The 14,249-nt window shown below is 72.4% G+C and carries 15 protein-coding genes; all 15 read right to left on the bottom strand.

The genetic code is table 11. The features are described from left to right. Positions 1-11: 11 nt before the first annotated feature. Positions 12-326, bottom strand: coding sequence for a type II toxin-antitoxin system PemK/MazF family toxin (locus C1I93_RS02830; protein ID WP_181444986.1), 315 nt, complete (start codon positions 324-326; stop codon positions 12-14). Then, the gene (locus C1I93_RS02825; protein WP_111241621.1) at positions 323-571 is read right to left on the bottom strand and encodes a hypothetical protein; all 249 of its coding nucleotides are present in this window, start codon (positions 569-571) and stop codon (positions 323-325) included. The genes C1I93_RS02830 and C1I93_RS02825 overlap by 4 nt, the downstream gene beginning before the upstream one ends. A 50-nt stretch (positions 572-621) precedes the next feature. After that, positions 622-2,079 (bottom strand): RsmB/NOP family class I SAM-dependent RNA methyltransferase, encoded by a 1,458-nt coding sequence (locus C1I93_RS02820; protein WP_223256216.1) that lies wholly within the window; start codon positions 2,077-2,079, stop codon positions 622-624. Next, complete coding sequence (gene fmt, locus C1I93_RS02815; protein ID WP_111241650.1) at positions 2,034-2,960, bottom strand: methionyl-tRNA formyltransferase; 927 nt, start codon at positions 2,958-2,960, stop codon at positions 2,034-2,036. Before fmt ends, C1I93_RS02820 begins: the two co-directional genes overlap by 46 nt. A 4-nt stretch (positions 2,961-2,964) precedes the next feature. Next, positions 2,965-3,525, bottom strand: coding sequence for a peptide deformylase (def, locus tag C1I93_RS02810; protein ID WP_111241620.1), 561 nt, complete (start codon positions 3,523-3,525; stop codon positions 2,965-2,967). Positions 3,526-3,567: 42 nt separating this feature from the next. Beyond that, the gene (locus C1I93_RS02805; protein ID WP_111241619.1) at positions 3,568-4,836 is read right to left on the bottom strand and encodes a cytochrome P450; all 1,269 of its coding nucleotides are present in this window, start codon (positions 4,834-4,836) and stop codon (positions 3,568-3,570) included. Positions 4,837-4,972: 136 nt separating this feature from the next. After that, complete coding sequence (locus tag C1I93_RS02800; protein ID WP_111241618.1) at positions 4,973-5,956, bottom strand: AAA family ATPase; 984 nt, start codon at positions 5,954-5,956, stop codon at positions 4,973-4,975. 147 nt (positions 5,957-6,103) lie between these two features. Beyond that, positions 6,104-8,062 (bottom strand): primosomal protein N', encoded by a 1,959-nt coding sequence (locus C1I93_RS02795; RefSeq protein WP_223256206.1) that lies wholly within the window; start codon positions 8,060-8,062, stop codon positions 6,104-6,106. Between the two features lie 65 nt (positions 8,063-8,127). After that, positions 8,128-9,321: a methionine adenosyltransferase gene (gene metK, locus C1I93_RS02790; RefSeq protein WP_111241617.1), complete on the bottom strand. Its 1,194-nt coding sequence runs from the start codon at positions 9,319-9,321 to the stop codon at positions 8,128-8,130. Between the two features lie 63 nt (positions 9,322-9,384). Then, a complete protein-coding gene (gene coaBC, locus C1I93_RS02785; protein ID WP_111241616.1) occupies positions 9,385-10,620 on the bottom strand; it encodes a bifunctional phosphopantothenoylcysteine decarboxylase/phosphopantothenate--cysteine ligase CoaBC in 1,236 nt (411 codons plus the stop codon). Between the two features lie 14 nt (positions 10,621-10,634). Next, complete coding sequence (gene rpoZ, locus C1I93_RS02780) at positions 10,635-10,898, bottom strand: DNA-directed RNA polymerase subunit omega (RefSeq protein ID WP_007075826.1); 264 nt, start codon at positions 10,896-10,898, stop codon at positions 10,635-10,637. A gap of 51 nt (positions 10,899-10,949) precedes the next feature. After that, positions 10,950-11,483: a nucleoside/nucleotide kinase family protein gene (locus C1I93_RS02775; protein ID WP_111241615.1), complete on the bottom strand. Its 534-nt coding sequence runs from the start codon at positions 11,481-11,483 to the stop codon at positions 10,950-10,952. Positions 11,484-11,509: 26 nt separating this feature from the next. Next, a complete protein-coding gene (mihF, locus tag C1I93_RS02770) occupies positions 11,510-11,827 on the bottom strand; it encodes an integration host factor, actinobacterial type (RefSeq protein WP_088962722.1) in 318 nt (105 codons plus the stop codon). A 171-nt stretch (positions 11,828-11,998) separates the two neighbouring features. Beyond that, a complete protein-coding gene (pyrF, locus tag C1I93_RS02765; protein ID WP_111241614.1) occupies positions 11,999-12,835 on the bottom strand; it encodes an orotidine-5'-phosphate decarboxylase in 837 nt (278 codons plus the stop codon). Positions 12,836-12,913: 78 nt separating this feature from the next. Beyond that, positions 12,914-14,188, bottom strand: coding sequence for an adenosylmethionine--8-amino-7-oxononanoate transaminase (locus tag C1I93_RS02760; RefSeq protein ID WP_111241613.1), 1,275 nt, complete (start codon positions 14,186-14,188; stop codon positions 12,914-12,916). Positions 14,189-14,249 lie beyond the last annotated feature (61 nt).

The raw sequence follows: 14,249 nt of genomic DNA, 5'->3' as shown, positions 1-14,249 counted from the left end.
TCGTGCGCGAGCTACGGCAACTCCAGAAACTCGCGAAGGGCCGCCTCGATGGCGCTCATGGTGGAGTGTGAGACAAAGCCATGATTGTCACGCAGCGCATCCCGATCCAGGATCTGCACCACACTGTGGATTCTGACGTACGCGCCTGGGAGGGGGTCGTCGCCGTCGAGGCGTACCGCAAGATGGTTCGGATGGGGTACCTCGCGAACGACGGTCAACGCCCAGATGGCAAGCTCGTCGACGCTGTTGTACTCGTCATTGCTGATCACCAGAACCCGATGCTGGCTACCTCCACGCAACAGGGTCCAGATCTGCCCACGTCTCACCAGTGCGAGTCACGCAGGGCGATGTCGTTGCTCTCCTCGATCAGCGCCCGGTCGGCCTCGACCCGCTCGACGGACCGCTGACGCAGGTATTCCCCGTACGCCTGAGCCGCTTCCCGCTGCCGTGCTCGCCGGGCGTCGGGCAGGACCCGTCGTACGGCCTCCACAACAGCGGCGGACGCGTTGCCCTGGCTCTGTAGGTAACTGGCAACGTCGTCGGGCACGCTGATACTCAGCTTCACGGTCATACTTTTATCCTACCGCCGCTTTTGACAACTATGCCGCTCCGCCGCGCAGCTCAGGTGCGGCGGAGCAGGGCGAGGAACATGGCGTCGGTGCCGTGCCGGTGCGGCCACAGTTGCACGGTCGGCCCGTCACCGAGCCCCGGCATGCCCGCCGGCAGCAACGGCCGGGCGTCGACGAAGTCGACAGCGGTGCCGCTGCGACGGGCCGCCTCGGTCACCGACACGTGAGTTTCCACGGTGTGCGGCGAACAGGTGACATAGGCAAGCACTCCACCGGGCCGCAGCGCCCGCAGACCGGCGGCGAGCAGCTCGCGCTGGAGCCGGGTCAACGCCGGCAGGTCGGACGGCTGACGTCGCCACCGGGACTCGGGTCGGCGGCGCAGCGAGCCCAGACCGGTGCACGGCGCGTCGACGAGCACCCGGTCGAAGTGTTCCTCCGGCAGCTTCGCCTCGCTGCCGACCAGCCGGCCGTCGGTGTGCAGCACGGTGACCGGCAGGCCCTGGGTCGCCTTCTCGACCAGCCGGGCCCGATGTTCGGCCACCTCCACCGCGGTCAGCCGCGCGCCGCGCTGCGCGGCGATGGCGCCGAGCAGCGCCGACTTGCCACCCGGCCCGGCACACAGGTCGAGCCAGCGGCCGTCCGGGCCGTCCACCGGCGCCACGGCCAGGGCGGTGGCGACCAGTTGGGAACCCTCGTCCTGGACATGGGCCCGCCCGTCGGCCACCGCCGCCAGGTCGCCCGGCGATCCACCACCGAGATAGACGGCGTACGGCGAGAAGGCACCCGGCGCGCCACCTGCCTCGTCGGCCAACTCCACCGGGTCGGCCAGGCCCGGCCGGGCACACAGGTGCACCGGCGGGCGTACGTTGTCCTCGATCAGCAGCCGGGTGGTCTCGCCGAGGTCACCGCCGAGTGCCTCGGAGAACGCCCTGACGATCCACTGTGGATGACTGTGGGCCAGCGCCAGGTGACCGATCGGGTCGGTCTCCGGCGACGGCGCCAGGCGCGACACCCAGCCGTCGAGGTCCTGCCCGGCCACCTCGCGCAGCACCGCGTTGGCGAAGCCGGTGGCACCCGGGCCCACCGTCCGGACCAGGTCGACGGTGGAGGAGACCGCCGCGTGCGCGGGCACCCGGGTGTGCAGCAACTGGTACGCACCGAGCCGCAACGCGTCGCGTACCGGTGGGTCGATGCGCTGCACGTCCCGGCCGGCGGCGGAGGTGAGGATCGCGTCGAGGGTGCCGAGATGACGCAGGGTGCCGTAGGTCAACTCGGTGGCGAAGGCGGCGTCCCGACCGATGAGCCCCTGCTCGCGCAGGATCACCGGAAGCACCAGGTTGGCGTACGCGTCGTCGCGGTTGACCGCCGCGACGGCCTCGTACGCGGCGTGTCGCGGCAGGTCCACCGCCGGCCGCACGGCGCGCGGCCCCCGACGTTCCGTACCCCGCCGGGGTGCGGTCTCCCTCACGCGAACTCCTCCCCGGCCGCGACCCGGACGCCGCGCGCCCAGTCGGTGGCCGCCATGGCCCGTTTACCCGCCGCCCGCACCTCGCCCAGCCGGACCGGCACGGTGGCCGTGCCGGCCAGCACCCGGGCCTTCTCCACCCGCAGCTCGCCGGGCTTCAGGTCGGCGGCGTCGGGGGCCGGGGTCACCGGGCCCAGTTTCACCCGCTCGTCCCGGAAGGTGGTCCACGGGCCGGGTGCCGGGGTGCAGGCGCGGATCCGCCGGTCCACCGCGAAGGCCGGGTCGGCCCAGCGCACCCGGGCGTCCTCGACGGTCAGCTTGGGTGCCAGCGACACCCCGTCGGCGGGCTGCGGCTCGGCCCGGGCGGTGCCGTCGGCAAGCGCGTCGAGGACCGCCACCAGCAGCCCGGCACCGGTGTGGGCCAACCGCTCCAGCAGGTCACCCGAGGTGTCGGTGGGCCGGATCTCGTCGGTGAGCGTGCCGTAGACCGGCCCGGTGTCCAGCCCCTCCTCCAATTGGAAGACGCTGGCACCGGTCAGCTCGTCGCCGTGCAGCACGGCGTGCTGCACCGGCGCCGCGCCCCGCCAGGCGGGCAGCAGCGAGAAGTGCAGGTTCACCCAGCCGTGCCGGGGAATCGCCAGCGCCACCGGCGGCACCAGGGCACCGTAGGCCACCACCGGGACACAGTCCGGTGCCAGCTCACGCAGCCGGTCCAGGAACTCGGGTTCACGCGGGCGGGCCGGGGTCAGCACCTCGATGCCGCGCTCGTCGGCCCAGGCGCCGACCGGGGAGCGGAGCAGTCCGCGGCCCCGCCCGGCGGGAGCGTCGGGCCGGGTGACCACGGCGACCAGCTCGTGCCGGGACTCGGCCACGGCGGCGAGGGCGGGAACGGCGACGGCCGGCGTACCGGCGAAGATCACACGCACCGGGTCACCGCCCCAGGCCAAAGGGGTTGCCGGCGCCGTGCGGGCTCAGCTTGACAGTGGGCGGCGCGGCGGCGTCGTACCACTCGGCCTGGCGGATGGCCTTCATCGCCTCCTTGCGACCGGCCGGATCCAGCCGGTCGATGAAGAGCACCCCGTCGAGGTGGTCGGTCTCGTGCTGCACACAGCGCGCCATCAGGCCGGTGCCGACGATCTGCACCGGGTCTCCGTGGCCGGTGAAGCCCTTGGCGACAACGTTCTGCCGCCGCTTGGTGTCGAAGTAGAGCCCGGGGATGGAGAGGCAGCCCTCCGGGCCGTCCTGCTCCTCGGCGTCGGGGAACTCCAGCACCGGGTTGACCAGGTGGCCCAGCACGTCGTCGACGTGGAAGGTGAACACCCGCAGGCTCACGCCGAGCTGCGGGGCGGCGAGGCCGGCACCGTTGCGCTCACGCATGGTGTCGGTCAGGTCGGCGATGAGCGTGCGCAGCTCGGCGTCGAAGTCGACCACCGGATCCGCCGGCGTGCGCAGCACCGGATCCCCGAACAGACGGATGGGCTGGACGGTCACGCGGGTTGACTCCTTAGGCGGGACGGCGAGTGCCGTACCAGTCTACGGAGTGCCCGGTCCACGCCCGTCCGGCGCATCATGATCAGCGGCCGGCGCCGGTTCACCCACGGTGACCGGCAGGTTGTCGTACCCGCGCAGGGTCAACCGGATCCGGCGCCGGGGTGCGCCGGCCGGGGCCAGCTCGGGCAGCCGGCGCAGCAGCATCGGGAGGGCGACCTGGGCCTCCAGCCGGGCCAGCCCGGCACCGAGACAGTAGTGCGGTCCGGCGCCGAAGGAGAGCGGGCTGGGCAGGGCCCGCCACGGATCGAAGCGGTCCGGCTCCGGATAGCGGCGGGGATCCCGGTTGGCCGCACCGAGCAGCAGCAGGAGCCAGCTGCCGGTGGGCAGCTCGACACCGCCGATCCGGACCGCCTCGCCGCTGGTACGGGTGGTCAACTGCACCGGCGAGTCGTAGCGCAGCAGCTCGTCGACGTAGGCCGGGGCCTGCTCCGGGTGGCGGCGCAGCCCGTCGGCGGCCCGGGGATGTGCCAGCAGCACCGCCAGGCCGTTGCCGAGCAGGTTGGTGGTGGTCTCGAAGCCGGCCACCAGCAGGATCACCAGGTTGGCCAGCAGTTCCTCGGCGGAAAGCCGCTCCTCGGCGTCGTGCGCCTGCACCAGCGCGGAGGTCAGGTCGTCACCCGGGATCCGGCGGCGGGCCGCGACCAGCTCGGTGAAGTAGTCGCGCAGCTCGGTGGCGCCCGCGTCGGCCACCGCCAGCTCGGCCGGGGTGATCTCCGGCTCCAGGGCGCCGGTGAGGTCGGCCGCCCAGCGCCGGAACAGCGGACGGTCGGCGGCCGGCACGCCGAGCAGCGCGCAGATCACCCCGACCGGCAGCGGATAGGCGAACTCGGCCATGAAATCGACCGGCGACCCGCCCCGGCCGTCCGCCGCCATCGTCGCGATCAGCTCGCCGGCCTGCGTCGCCACCACCTCGCGCATGGCCGTGATCCGGCGCGGGGTGAAGGCGCCGGCGACCAGCCGTCGCATCCGGCTGTGGTCGGGTGGGTTGGTCCGCAGCATCGACCGGGCGATCGACGACAGGGCCGGGCTGTCCCGCCACTGCGGCAGGATCTGGTCGCGCAGCTCGCCGTCCAGCATCCGGAGCCGGCTGTCGCGCAGGAGTTCGTCGGCCTCGGCGTAGCCGGTGACCGCGTACAGGCCCGGACCGGTCTGCACCACCGGCCCGAAGGCGCGCAACCGCTCGTACGCCGGGTACGGGTCGACGCGCCCCTGAGGCGACATGAGCGATGCGAGCGCCTCGGCGGCGTCCATGATGGCCTCCCCGGTGTGCCGAAGGCTCCATCATGCCCGCGCACCGCCAGCGGGCCCGCCCCAGGCGGCGTGCCCAGGCGGCGTGCCCAGGCGGCCCGCCCAGGCGGCGTGCTCCAGGCGGCGGCGCGCGGCGCGCTCAGCCGGCGTTGCCGGACTCCCCGGCCAGCACCGCGTCCCCGGCGAGCAGGGCGTGCTCCGGCAACGGCAGGTGGATCTCGTGAGCCGCCGCCCAGTCGTGGATCAGGCTGGGCCGGGCGTGCGCGGCGAAGTAGTCGACGGCGCCCGTGTCGCCCACCACCGGCTCCTCGACCTCGGCCACCAACCGGCCCGGCACCAGGCGGAACCCGCTGCGCAGGGCGGCACTGAGGCGGCGGTGCCCGTTGACCACGAAGAAGTACTCACCGGTGTAGCCGATCTCCAGCGGCTCCAGCTCCGTCTCGCCGGCGGCGGCGATCTCCTCGGCGGCGTTCGAGTCCCAGAGCCCACGCAGGCCCGCGACGTCCTCGGTCGGGTAGACCCGGGCCGGGTCCAGCAGCAGCAGCGGCGGCGCGCCCCGCAGCACCTCGGGGGCGAGGCGCCCCTCGTACGCGTCGACGATGCGTTCGATCACCTCGCCGGCCGGCGCGCGGGTGGTGTCGCAGATCAGGTCGTAGTTGCGCAGCCGGGCCTTGTCCACGCCGTAGCGGATCAGGAAGCGGCCGCGTTCACTCTCGCTGCGCTCCCTGAGCTTGGCCTTGGCCTCCTCCAGCGAGGTGTAGCTCTCGGCCGGACCGGAGGGGCGCAGCAGCACCCGGCGGGCCGCCTCACCCGGCTCGGTGATCATGTGCACCTTGAGCGCGTCGGTGAAGAAGTGCCAGGCCAGCCGCGAGTCCATGACCAGGCTCTCACCGGAGGCGGCGATGTCCCGCTGGAGCTGGTCGACGTAGCCGTCGACCGCCTGGTCCAACTCGGCGTGCAGGTTGAGCTGAAGAGCGGTCATCTGCCGCTCCTGGGCCATCTGCCGGTAGAGATCGCCGACACTGACCCGGCGTAGCCCGAGCCGTTCGGCGATCTTTACCGAGACGGTGCTCTTGCCGCTGCCCAGGTCACCGTTGAAGACGATCGACTGACGAACGGTCACGACTGGTCCACCCCTGATCACCGGCTGATTGAGATCATTGATATCGCCGGACCGACGCGGTCCCGCCGTGGTCGGCATGACGGGCGATGCTACCACCCACACCGGGGCCACCGGCGAACGCCACCCACCGTGACCGGCCCGACAACGTCAGAACAGCGCGAGCGGGTCGATCTGCACACGTACCGGATCGGCCGCCTTGCGGGCGCTGCGTACCCCGGCTGCCACGTGCAGCGCCTCGGCCAGCGCGGCGGCCCGGGCCCGCGGCACCCGGACCAGCATCCGCTCCCGCTCACCGTCGGCCGGCACCGGACCGAGCAGTTCCGCCCCGTCGGGCAGCCGCGCCTGCGCCAGCAGGTCGGCCACGGCGTCGGGCACTCCGGTGACGCTCGCCATCCGGACCGCTGGCGGAAAACCCAACTCCCGCCGCTCGGCCAGTTCCCGCGCGGCGAACCAGGGCGCGTCCCAGCGCAGCAGCGCCTGCACCGGCGCGAGCGCGCCGTCGGCGACCACCACCACCCGGCCACCGGCGGCAGCGGGTCGGGCCAGCGCCGCCGCGGCCGTCCACCGCCGCAGCGCCTCCTCACCGGCCCGCAGGTCGGCCCGGGTGAGCAGCGCCCAGGTGTCCAGCAGCAGCACCGCGCCGTAGCCACCGTTGGCCACCGGTTCGGCACCCGGGGTCGCGATCACCAGGCCGGCGCCACCGGGCACCTCCGCCAGCACCTCCTCCCGCCCCGAGGTACGCACCGGCACACCAGGAAAGGCCCGGCCCAGTTCCTCGGCGGTGCGCCGGGCCCCGACGACCGAGGCCCGTAGCCGCCGCCCGCCACAGTGCGGGCAGGCGTACGCGGCGGCGACCCGGGCACACCAACGGCAGGCGGGCGCCCCGCCGGCCGACGGCAACGCCAGCGGTCCGGCGCAGTGCGGGCAGCGGGCCGGGGCCCGACACTCGGCGCAGGCCACCGAGGGCAGGTAGCCCCGGCGCGGCACCTGGACCAGGACCGGCAGTTCGGCCCGCAACGCCTCGCGCGCGGCGGTCCAGGCCAGGCTGGGTAGCCGGGCGGTGGCCGCGGCCGGGTCGCGGGCCAGCTGCGGGTCGTCGCCGGTCGGTGTGACGGCGGGGGTACGCGCCCGCAGCACCGCCCGGTCGGCGACCACCTCCCGGGCCCAACCGGTCTCCACGAGCAGTTGCGCCTCGGCGGTACGCGCGAAACCACCGACGAGCGCGGCGGCGTTTTCGAGCTGGGCCCGGGTGAGCAGCACGTCCCGGGCGTGCGGGTACGGTGCCCGAGGCTCGGCGTGCAGGTCGTCGCCGTCGTCCCAGATCGCCACCAGACCGAGCCTTGCCACCGGGGCGAACATGGCCGCCCGGGTGCCGATCACCACCGGCGCGTCGGCACGGCGGGCGGCGAGGAAGGCGCGGTACCGTCGCGCCGGCCCGAGCGCGGCGGAGAGGCACACGTGCCGGCCCGGTCCGAGGGTCGCGGTCAGCGCCGCGTCGAGCCGGTCCAGGTCCCGCCCGTCGGCGACCACCACCAGTGCACCCCGGCCGGCGGCCACGGTGGCGGCGACCAGTTCGGCGTAGCGGGCCGCCCAGTCCTCCCCCGGCAACGCCGACCACACCGCCTTGGGCGCGCGGTCCTCGGCGAGCGCACGCAGCAGCGCCGGACCGGCCGGATAGTCCTGCCACCCGCTCGGCTCCCCCGCCGCGCTCGGCTCCTGGACCACGCCCGGCTCCTGGACCACGTCCGGCTCCTGCGACGCGCTTGGCTCCTGCGGCGGGGTGGCCGGGGCGGTGGTTTCCTTCTCCACCCGGGCGTGCCGGGGTGGCACCGCCAGCCGCAGCACGTCGGCCAGGCTGCCGGCGTATCGGTCGGCGACGGCCCGGGCCAGCCGGGCCACCTCGGGCGCCAGCACCGGCACCGGTGAGACCAGCTTCTCCAGGTACGCCAGCCGGGGGTGGTCGGAGCGCTCGGCCCGTTCCAGCAGCCACCCGTCGACGAGCTGGCCGGCGAAGCGCACCTTCACCCGGACCCCCGGCACCGCGTCGGCGGCCAACGCCTGCGGGACCAGATAGTCGAACAGGCGGTCCAGGTGAGCCAGCGGCACGTCGACGCAGACACGCGCGACCGGCGACCCGTCAGCGGGCCGCCGGTCGTCGCGCCTGTCGCCGGTCAGGCTCCCGCGGCCGACTTGAGGTCGGCGGCCCGGTCGGTGTTCTCCCAGGTCAGGTCCGGCAGCTCACGGCCGAAGTGGCCGTACGCGGCGGTCTGCGCGTAGATCGGCCGCAGCAGCTGCAGATCCCTGATGATGGCGGCCGGACGCAGGTCGAAGATCTCGGTGACCGCCTTCTCGATCGAGGCGACCGGCACAGTCTCGGTGCCGAAGGTCTCGATGAACAGGCTCACCGGGTGCGCCTTGCCGATCGCGTACGCGACCTGCACCTCGCAGCGCTCGGCCAGGCCGGCGGCGACCACGTTCTTGGCCACCCACCGCATGGCGTACGCGGCGGACCGGTCGACCTTCGACGGGTCCTTGCCGGAGAAGGCGCCACCGCCGTGCCGGGCGTAGCCGCCGTAGGTGTCGACGATGATCTTCCGCCCGGTCAGGCCGGCGTCACCCATCGGGCCACCGATCTCGAAGCGGCCGGTCGGGTTGACCAGGAGGCGGTAACCCTCGGTGTCCAGGCCGAGGCTCTCCAGCTCCGGCTGGATGACGTGGTCGCGCACGTCCGGCGTGAGCAGCGACTCCAGCGAGATGTCCGCGGCGTGCTGGCTGGAGACGACCACCGTGTTGAGTCGTACCGGCCGCAGGCCGTCGTACTCGATGGTGACCTGGGTCTTGCCGTCGGGACGGAGGTAAGGAACCGTGCCGTCCTTGCGGACCGCCGAGAGGCGGCGGGCCAGCCGGTGCGCCAGGGCGATCGGCAGCGGCATCAGCTCCGGCGTCTCCGAGCAGGCGAAGCCGAACATCATGCCCTGGTCACCGGCGCCCTGGGCGTCCAACGCGCTCTCCGATGCCCCGGTCCGCAGCTCGAAGGCGTTGTCGACGCCCTGGGCGATGTCCGGGGACTGGGAGCCGATCGAGACACTGACGCCGCAGGACGCGCCGTCGAAGCCCTTCTTCGACGAGTCGTAGCCGATGCCGAGGATGGTCTCCCGGACGATCGTCGGGATGTCGGCGTACGCCTTGGTGGTCACCTCGCCGGCGACGTGGACCTGACCGGTGGTGATCAGTGTCTCCACGGCCACCCGGCTGTGGGGGTCCTCGCTGAGCAGTGCGTCGAGGATGCCATCGCTGATCTGGTCGGCGATCTTGTCCGGGTGGCCTTCCGTGACCGATTCGGACGTGAAGAGGCGGCGTGTCACGGCACTCCTAAAATTTTGGATGTCGTACTGCGGCAGTGTAGCCACCGGCAGCAGTGCTTCAGGTCAACGGTTGCCATCGTCCAACGGCCGGGAGGTGCCGTCCGGGAACCGGGCGACCACCAGATCCCACACGTCGTCAGCCAGGTCCTCTTTGGACCGTTCGGGCATCCGGTTGACCGAACCGTCCGCGCCGATGACGGTGGCGGCGTTCGTCTCGGCACCGAAGACCTTGTCCGGGCCCACCTCGTTGATCACGATGAGGTCGGCCCGCTTACGGGCGAGCTTGGCCCGCCCGTTGGCCTCCGCGTCGCCGGTCTCCGCGGCGAACACCACCAGCACCTGTTCCGGTCGACGACGCTGGCCCAGCTCGGCGGCGATGTCCGGGTTGGTCACCAGGTCGATGGTGGGCGCCACGCCGTCGTCCGACTTCTTGATTTTGCCAGTTGAGTAGGTCGCGGGCCGGAAATCGGCCGGAGCCGCCGCCATCACCACCGCGTCGGCCCCGACCGCCGCCGTCAGCGTCGCCTCGCGCAACTCCGCGGTGCTACCGACCCGGACCAGGTCCGCCCCGGCCGGATCGGGCAGCGTGACGTTCGCCGAGATCAACGTCACCCGGGCACCCCGGGCGACAGCGGACCGGGCGAAGGCGTACCCCTGCTTGCCGGAGGAACGGTTGCCGAGGAACCGCACCGGGTCCAGTGGCTCCCGGGTGCCGCCAGCGGTGATCACCACGTGCCGGCCGGTCAGGTCCGCAGGTGCGCCGAGGCCGCGGGCCAGGGCCCGCCGGGCGACGGCGAAGATCTCCGCCGGGTCGGGCAACCGGCCCTTGCCGGTGTCGGCACCGGTGAGCCGCCCCACCGCCGGTTCGATCACCCGTACGCCCCGGGCTCGCAACGTGGCGACGTTGGCGGAGGTGGCCGGGTGCTCCCACATCTCGGTGTGCATGGCCGGTGCCAGCAGCACCGGGCAGCGGGCGGTGAGCAGGGTGTTGGTGAGCAGGTCGTCGGCGAGCCCCTGGGCGGCCTTGGCCAGCAGGTCGGCGGTGGCCGGAGCGACCACCACCAGGTCGGCCTGTTGGCCGAGGCGAACATGCGGCACCTCGTGCACGTCGGTCCAGACGTCCTCGGCGACCGGATGGCCGGAGAGCGCCGCCCAGGTCGGCGCGCCGACGAACCGCAGCGCGGCGGCGGTCGGCACGACCCGCACCGCATGGCCCGACTCGGTGAGGAGGCGCAACAGCTCACACGCCTTGTAGGCGGCGATGCCGCCACCCACCCCGAGGATGATCCGGGCGCTCATCGTGACGGGCGGGTTTACGGCTGGTCGGTCGGCTCGGCGGTGAGCAGGCCGGCGTTGATCTCACGCATCGCGATGGAGAGCGGCTTCTCCTGCGGGGTGGTCTCGACCAGCGGGCCGACGTATTCGAGCAGGCCCTCGCCGAGCTGGCTGTAGTAGGCGTTGACCTGACGCGCGCGCTTGGCCGCGAAGATGACAAGCGCGTACTTCGACGTCGTCTTCTCCAGGAGCTCGTCGATCGGCGGGTTGGTGATGCCTTCGGGGTTGGCGATGGATCCCACGGATAAACCTCTGCGTCTTTCGCACGGACCGCGTTGCCGCGGTGCCGGCGCTCAACCGCGCGGACGCGGCCGGGCCGGAGCCAGGAAGGAAGAACCGATGAATCCTACCAGCTCGTTCACCACGCGCTCGGTTCGGTCGTGGGACAGGCAGCGGTCGAAGGCCACCGTCGCGGCCGGGTCGGGAAGTCGTCCGGGCGGATGGAGCAGGACGAGCAGCGCTCCGGGCCACGCGGCCCGGACCAGCAGCGCCCCGTCGAGGTCCAGGGGCAGCAGGACCGGCTGACCGGCGGCGACCCGGCACCGCAGCGGGGCCAGCTCGGTGCCCCGCCGGTGTGCGCCGAACCGGCTCCACTCCAGCAGTTCGCCGGCGGCGACCCGGCGGTCGAACTCCGCCGCTGCGACGAAGAGCCGATGGACGCCGTCCCGCTCGCCCTGCCGACGTGGCCGGGTGGTGAGCGTGACCGGCGTCCACACTGACGGAGAACGCGCCCGGACCAACTCGACGACACTCTCCCTGCCGGCACCGGATGGGCTGGCCAGGACAGTGAGCCGAGTCGCCGGGCGCGCCTCGTCATCCAAGCTCACTGCTTGTTTCTACACGCAGCCGTTGCTCAGTTGGCGGCGAACTCCCCAAGCAGGGCCTTGCGCTGCTGCTCGCCGAGGCCACGCAGGCGACGGCTGTCGGCGATCTTGAGCTTCTCCATGATCTGGGTGGCCCGGATCTTGCCGATGCCCGGCATCGCCTGGAGCACGGCCGACACCTTGAGCTTGCCGACGACATCGTCGGACTCGGCCCGCTCAAGGACGGCAGCAAGGGTGGTCTTGCCCTGCTTGAGCTGCTCCTTCAGCTCGGCACGGGCTTTGCGGATCTCCGCGGCCTTCTCCAGCGCGGCTGCGCGCTGCTCAGGGGTCAGTGACGGGAGCGGCACCAGTTCTCCTCAGGTCCCTATCGCGACGGGCGGGTCGCACCGCCGCATCTGTGAAACGTGGTGTCGCTGTGAACCAAGGGGTTCCCAGCGCGGGGAAAACTAGCGGTCAACGGAGCTTTCGGCAACGTGGGCGCGCGACCATCACCACAAAGTGACCGACCCGTCAGTCAGTCATGACATCGCCAGAACGCCCCGGCAGTCGCTCACCGCGCGGTCCGCCGCGGCCCGCAACGCCTCCGGGCGTGGGCCCGCTCCCAACACCTCACGGGAGTACGACGGCAGCACCGTGGGCAACGCCGGACCGAACACCGCGCGCAGATCCGCTGCGGTCGCGCCCTGCGCACCGAGGCCCGGCGCGAGCAGTGGGCCGTTCACCCGCGACAGGTCACAGCCGGTCTCGCCGACCGTCGCGCCGATCACCAGGCCGATGCTTCCGAGTGGTTGAGCACCCGCGTTGAGCTGGGCAATCTCATCGATAACCAGCTGCGCGACGGTACGCCCGTCAGCGGCGCGGGCGCGCTGGACCGAGGCGCCCTCAGGGTTGGAGGTGAGCGCCAGAACGAAGACTCCGCCCCCGTGCTCGGCGGCCAACTCGAACATCGGCGCGAGCGATCCGACGCCCAGAAAAGGACTCGCGGTGATCGCGTCGACATATACGGGACTGGATGGATCAAGATACGCCGAAGCGTACGCACGAACTGTAGATCCGATGTCGCCGCGCTTGACGTCAAGCAGAACGAGCGAGCCACGCTCGCGTAACTGTCGGATAGTTGACTCAAGGATCGCCAGCCCTTGAGACCCGAATCGCTCGAAGAACGCCGACTGGGGCTTGATCACCGCAACCCGGTCACCGAGGGCGTCCACGACGGTCCGGGCGAACCGCTCCAACCCGTCGACGTCGTCGGCGAGGCCCCAGCGGGCCAACAATTCCGGGTGCGGATCAATCCCGACACAGAGCGGTCCTCGCTCCCTAACGGCCCGATCCAGCCGTACGCCGAAGCTCTCCATTCCGTCAGCGCCTCTCTCTCATACTCAATCTGCCCTGTCCGACTACTCAAATGGGACCGGGCGTCACTGCCTGACTGCTCAGGCTGCCGTGACCGCCGCCCCGATCCCGGCTGCGATCAGCGCCAGGTCGGCGTCGTCGGTGACGTACGGCGGCATGGTGTAGATCAGGTCCCGGAACGGCCGCAGCCACACCCCCCGCGCCACCGCGGCAGCGGTGGCCGCCGGGATGTCCACCTGGTGGTCGAGCTGCACCACACCGATCCCGCCGAGCACCCGCACGTCCACCACACCCGGCAACGGTCGCAGCGGCTCCAGGCCGGCCCGCAGGCCCCGTTGAAGCCGCGACACCTGCGTGGCCCAGTTCTCCGTACGCAGCAGGGCCAGGGAGGCATTGGCGACCGCACAGGCCAGCGGATTGCCCATGAAGGTCGGCCCGTGCGCCAACACCCCTCCGGAGCGGATGCCTCGCGCGATCTCCGCCGTGCAGAGCGCCGCGGCAAGCGTCAGGTAGCCGCCGGTGAGCGCCTTGCCCACGCACATCACGTCCGGGGCGACTCCGGCCTGCTCGGCGGCGAACATCGTCCCGGTACGGCCGAACCCGGTGGCGATCTCGTCGAAGATCAGCAGCACGTCGTGGGCCCGGGTCACCTCGCGCAGCACCCGCAGATAGTGCGGATGGTGGAAACGCATCCCCCCGGTGCCCTGCACCACCGGCTCGACGATCACCGCCGCCAGTTCGTCGGCGTGCCGCTCGACCGCCTCGACCAGCACCGCCTCGTACCCAGGGTCCGGTGTGGACCCGTGGTCGGCGGGCGGCATCGGAGCGAAGACCTGCCGGGGCAGCACGTCCCGCCAGAGATGGTGCATGCCGCCCTCGGGATCGCACACACTCATCGGATGGAAGGTGTCGCCGTGGTAGCCGCCCCGCCAGGTGCCCAGCCGGCGACGCTGCGGCCGACCGACGGCCCGCTGGTACTGCAGGCACATCTTGACCGCGACCTCGACGCTCACCGAGCCGGAGTCGGCCAGGAACACGTGTTCCAGCCCCTCCGGCGCCAACTCGACGAGGGTGCGAGCCAACTCCACGGCGGGAGCATGGGTCAGGCCGCCGAACATCACATGGCTCATCCGGCCCACCTGGTCGGTGACCGCGGCATCCAGCACCGGATGCCGGTAGCCGTGGATCGCCGCCCACCAGGACGACATGCCGTCGACCAGCTCACGCCCGTCGGCCAGGCGCAGTCGTACACCTTCGGCGCTCTCCACCAGGTAGGGCGGCACCGCCGGCGGCAACGCGGCGTACGGATGCCAGACGTGCGCGGCGTCGGCGGCGAGAATCTCCTCCGGAGTCATCTACCCTCTGTCCCCTCTCCGCCTGCGGCCCGGCGGGGGCGGCACCGGGCGGGCCGGGGCG

Origin of the sequence: Micromonospora endophytica, assembly GCF_003236305.1 — a bacterium.
Lineage (GTDB): Bacteria > Actinomycetota > Actinomycetes > Mycobacteriales > Micromonosporaceae > Micromonospora > Micromonospora endophytica.
The sequence above is the reverse complement of the archived record's forward strand: the minus strand, read 5'-3'. Positions and strand labels throughout refer to the sequence as shown.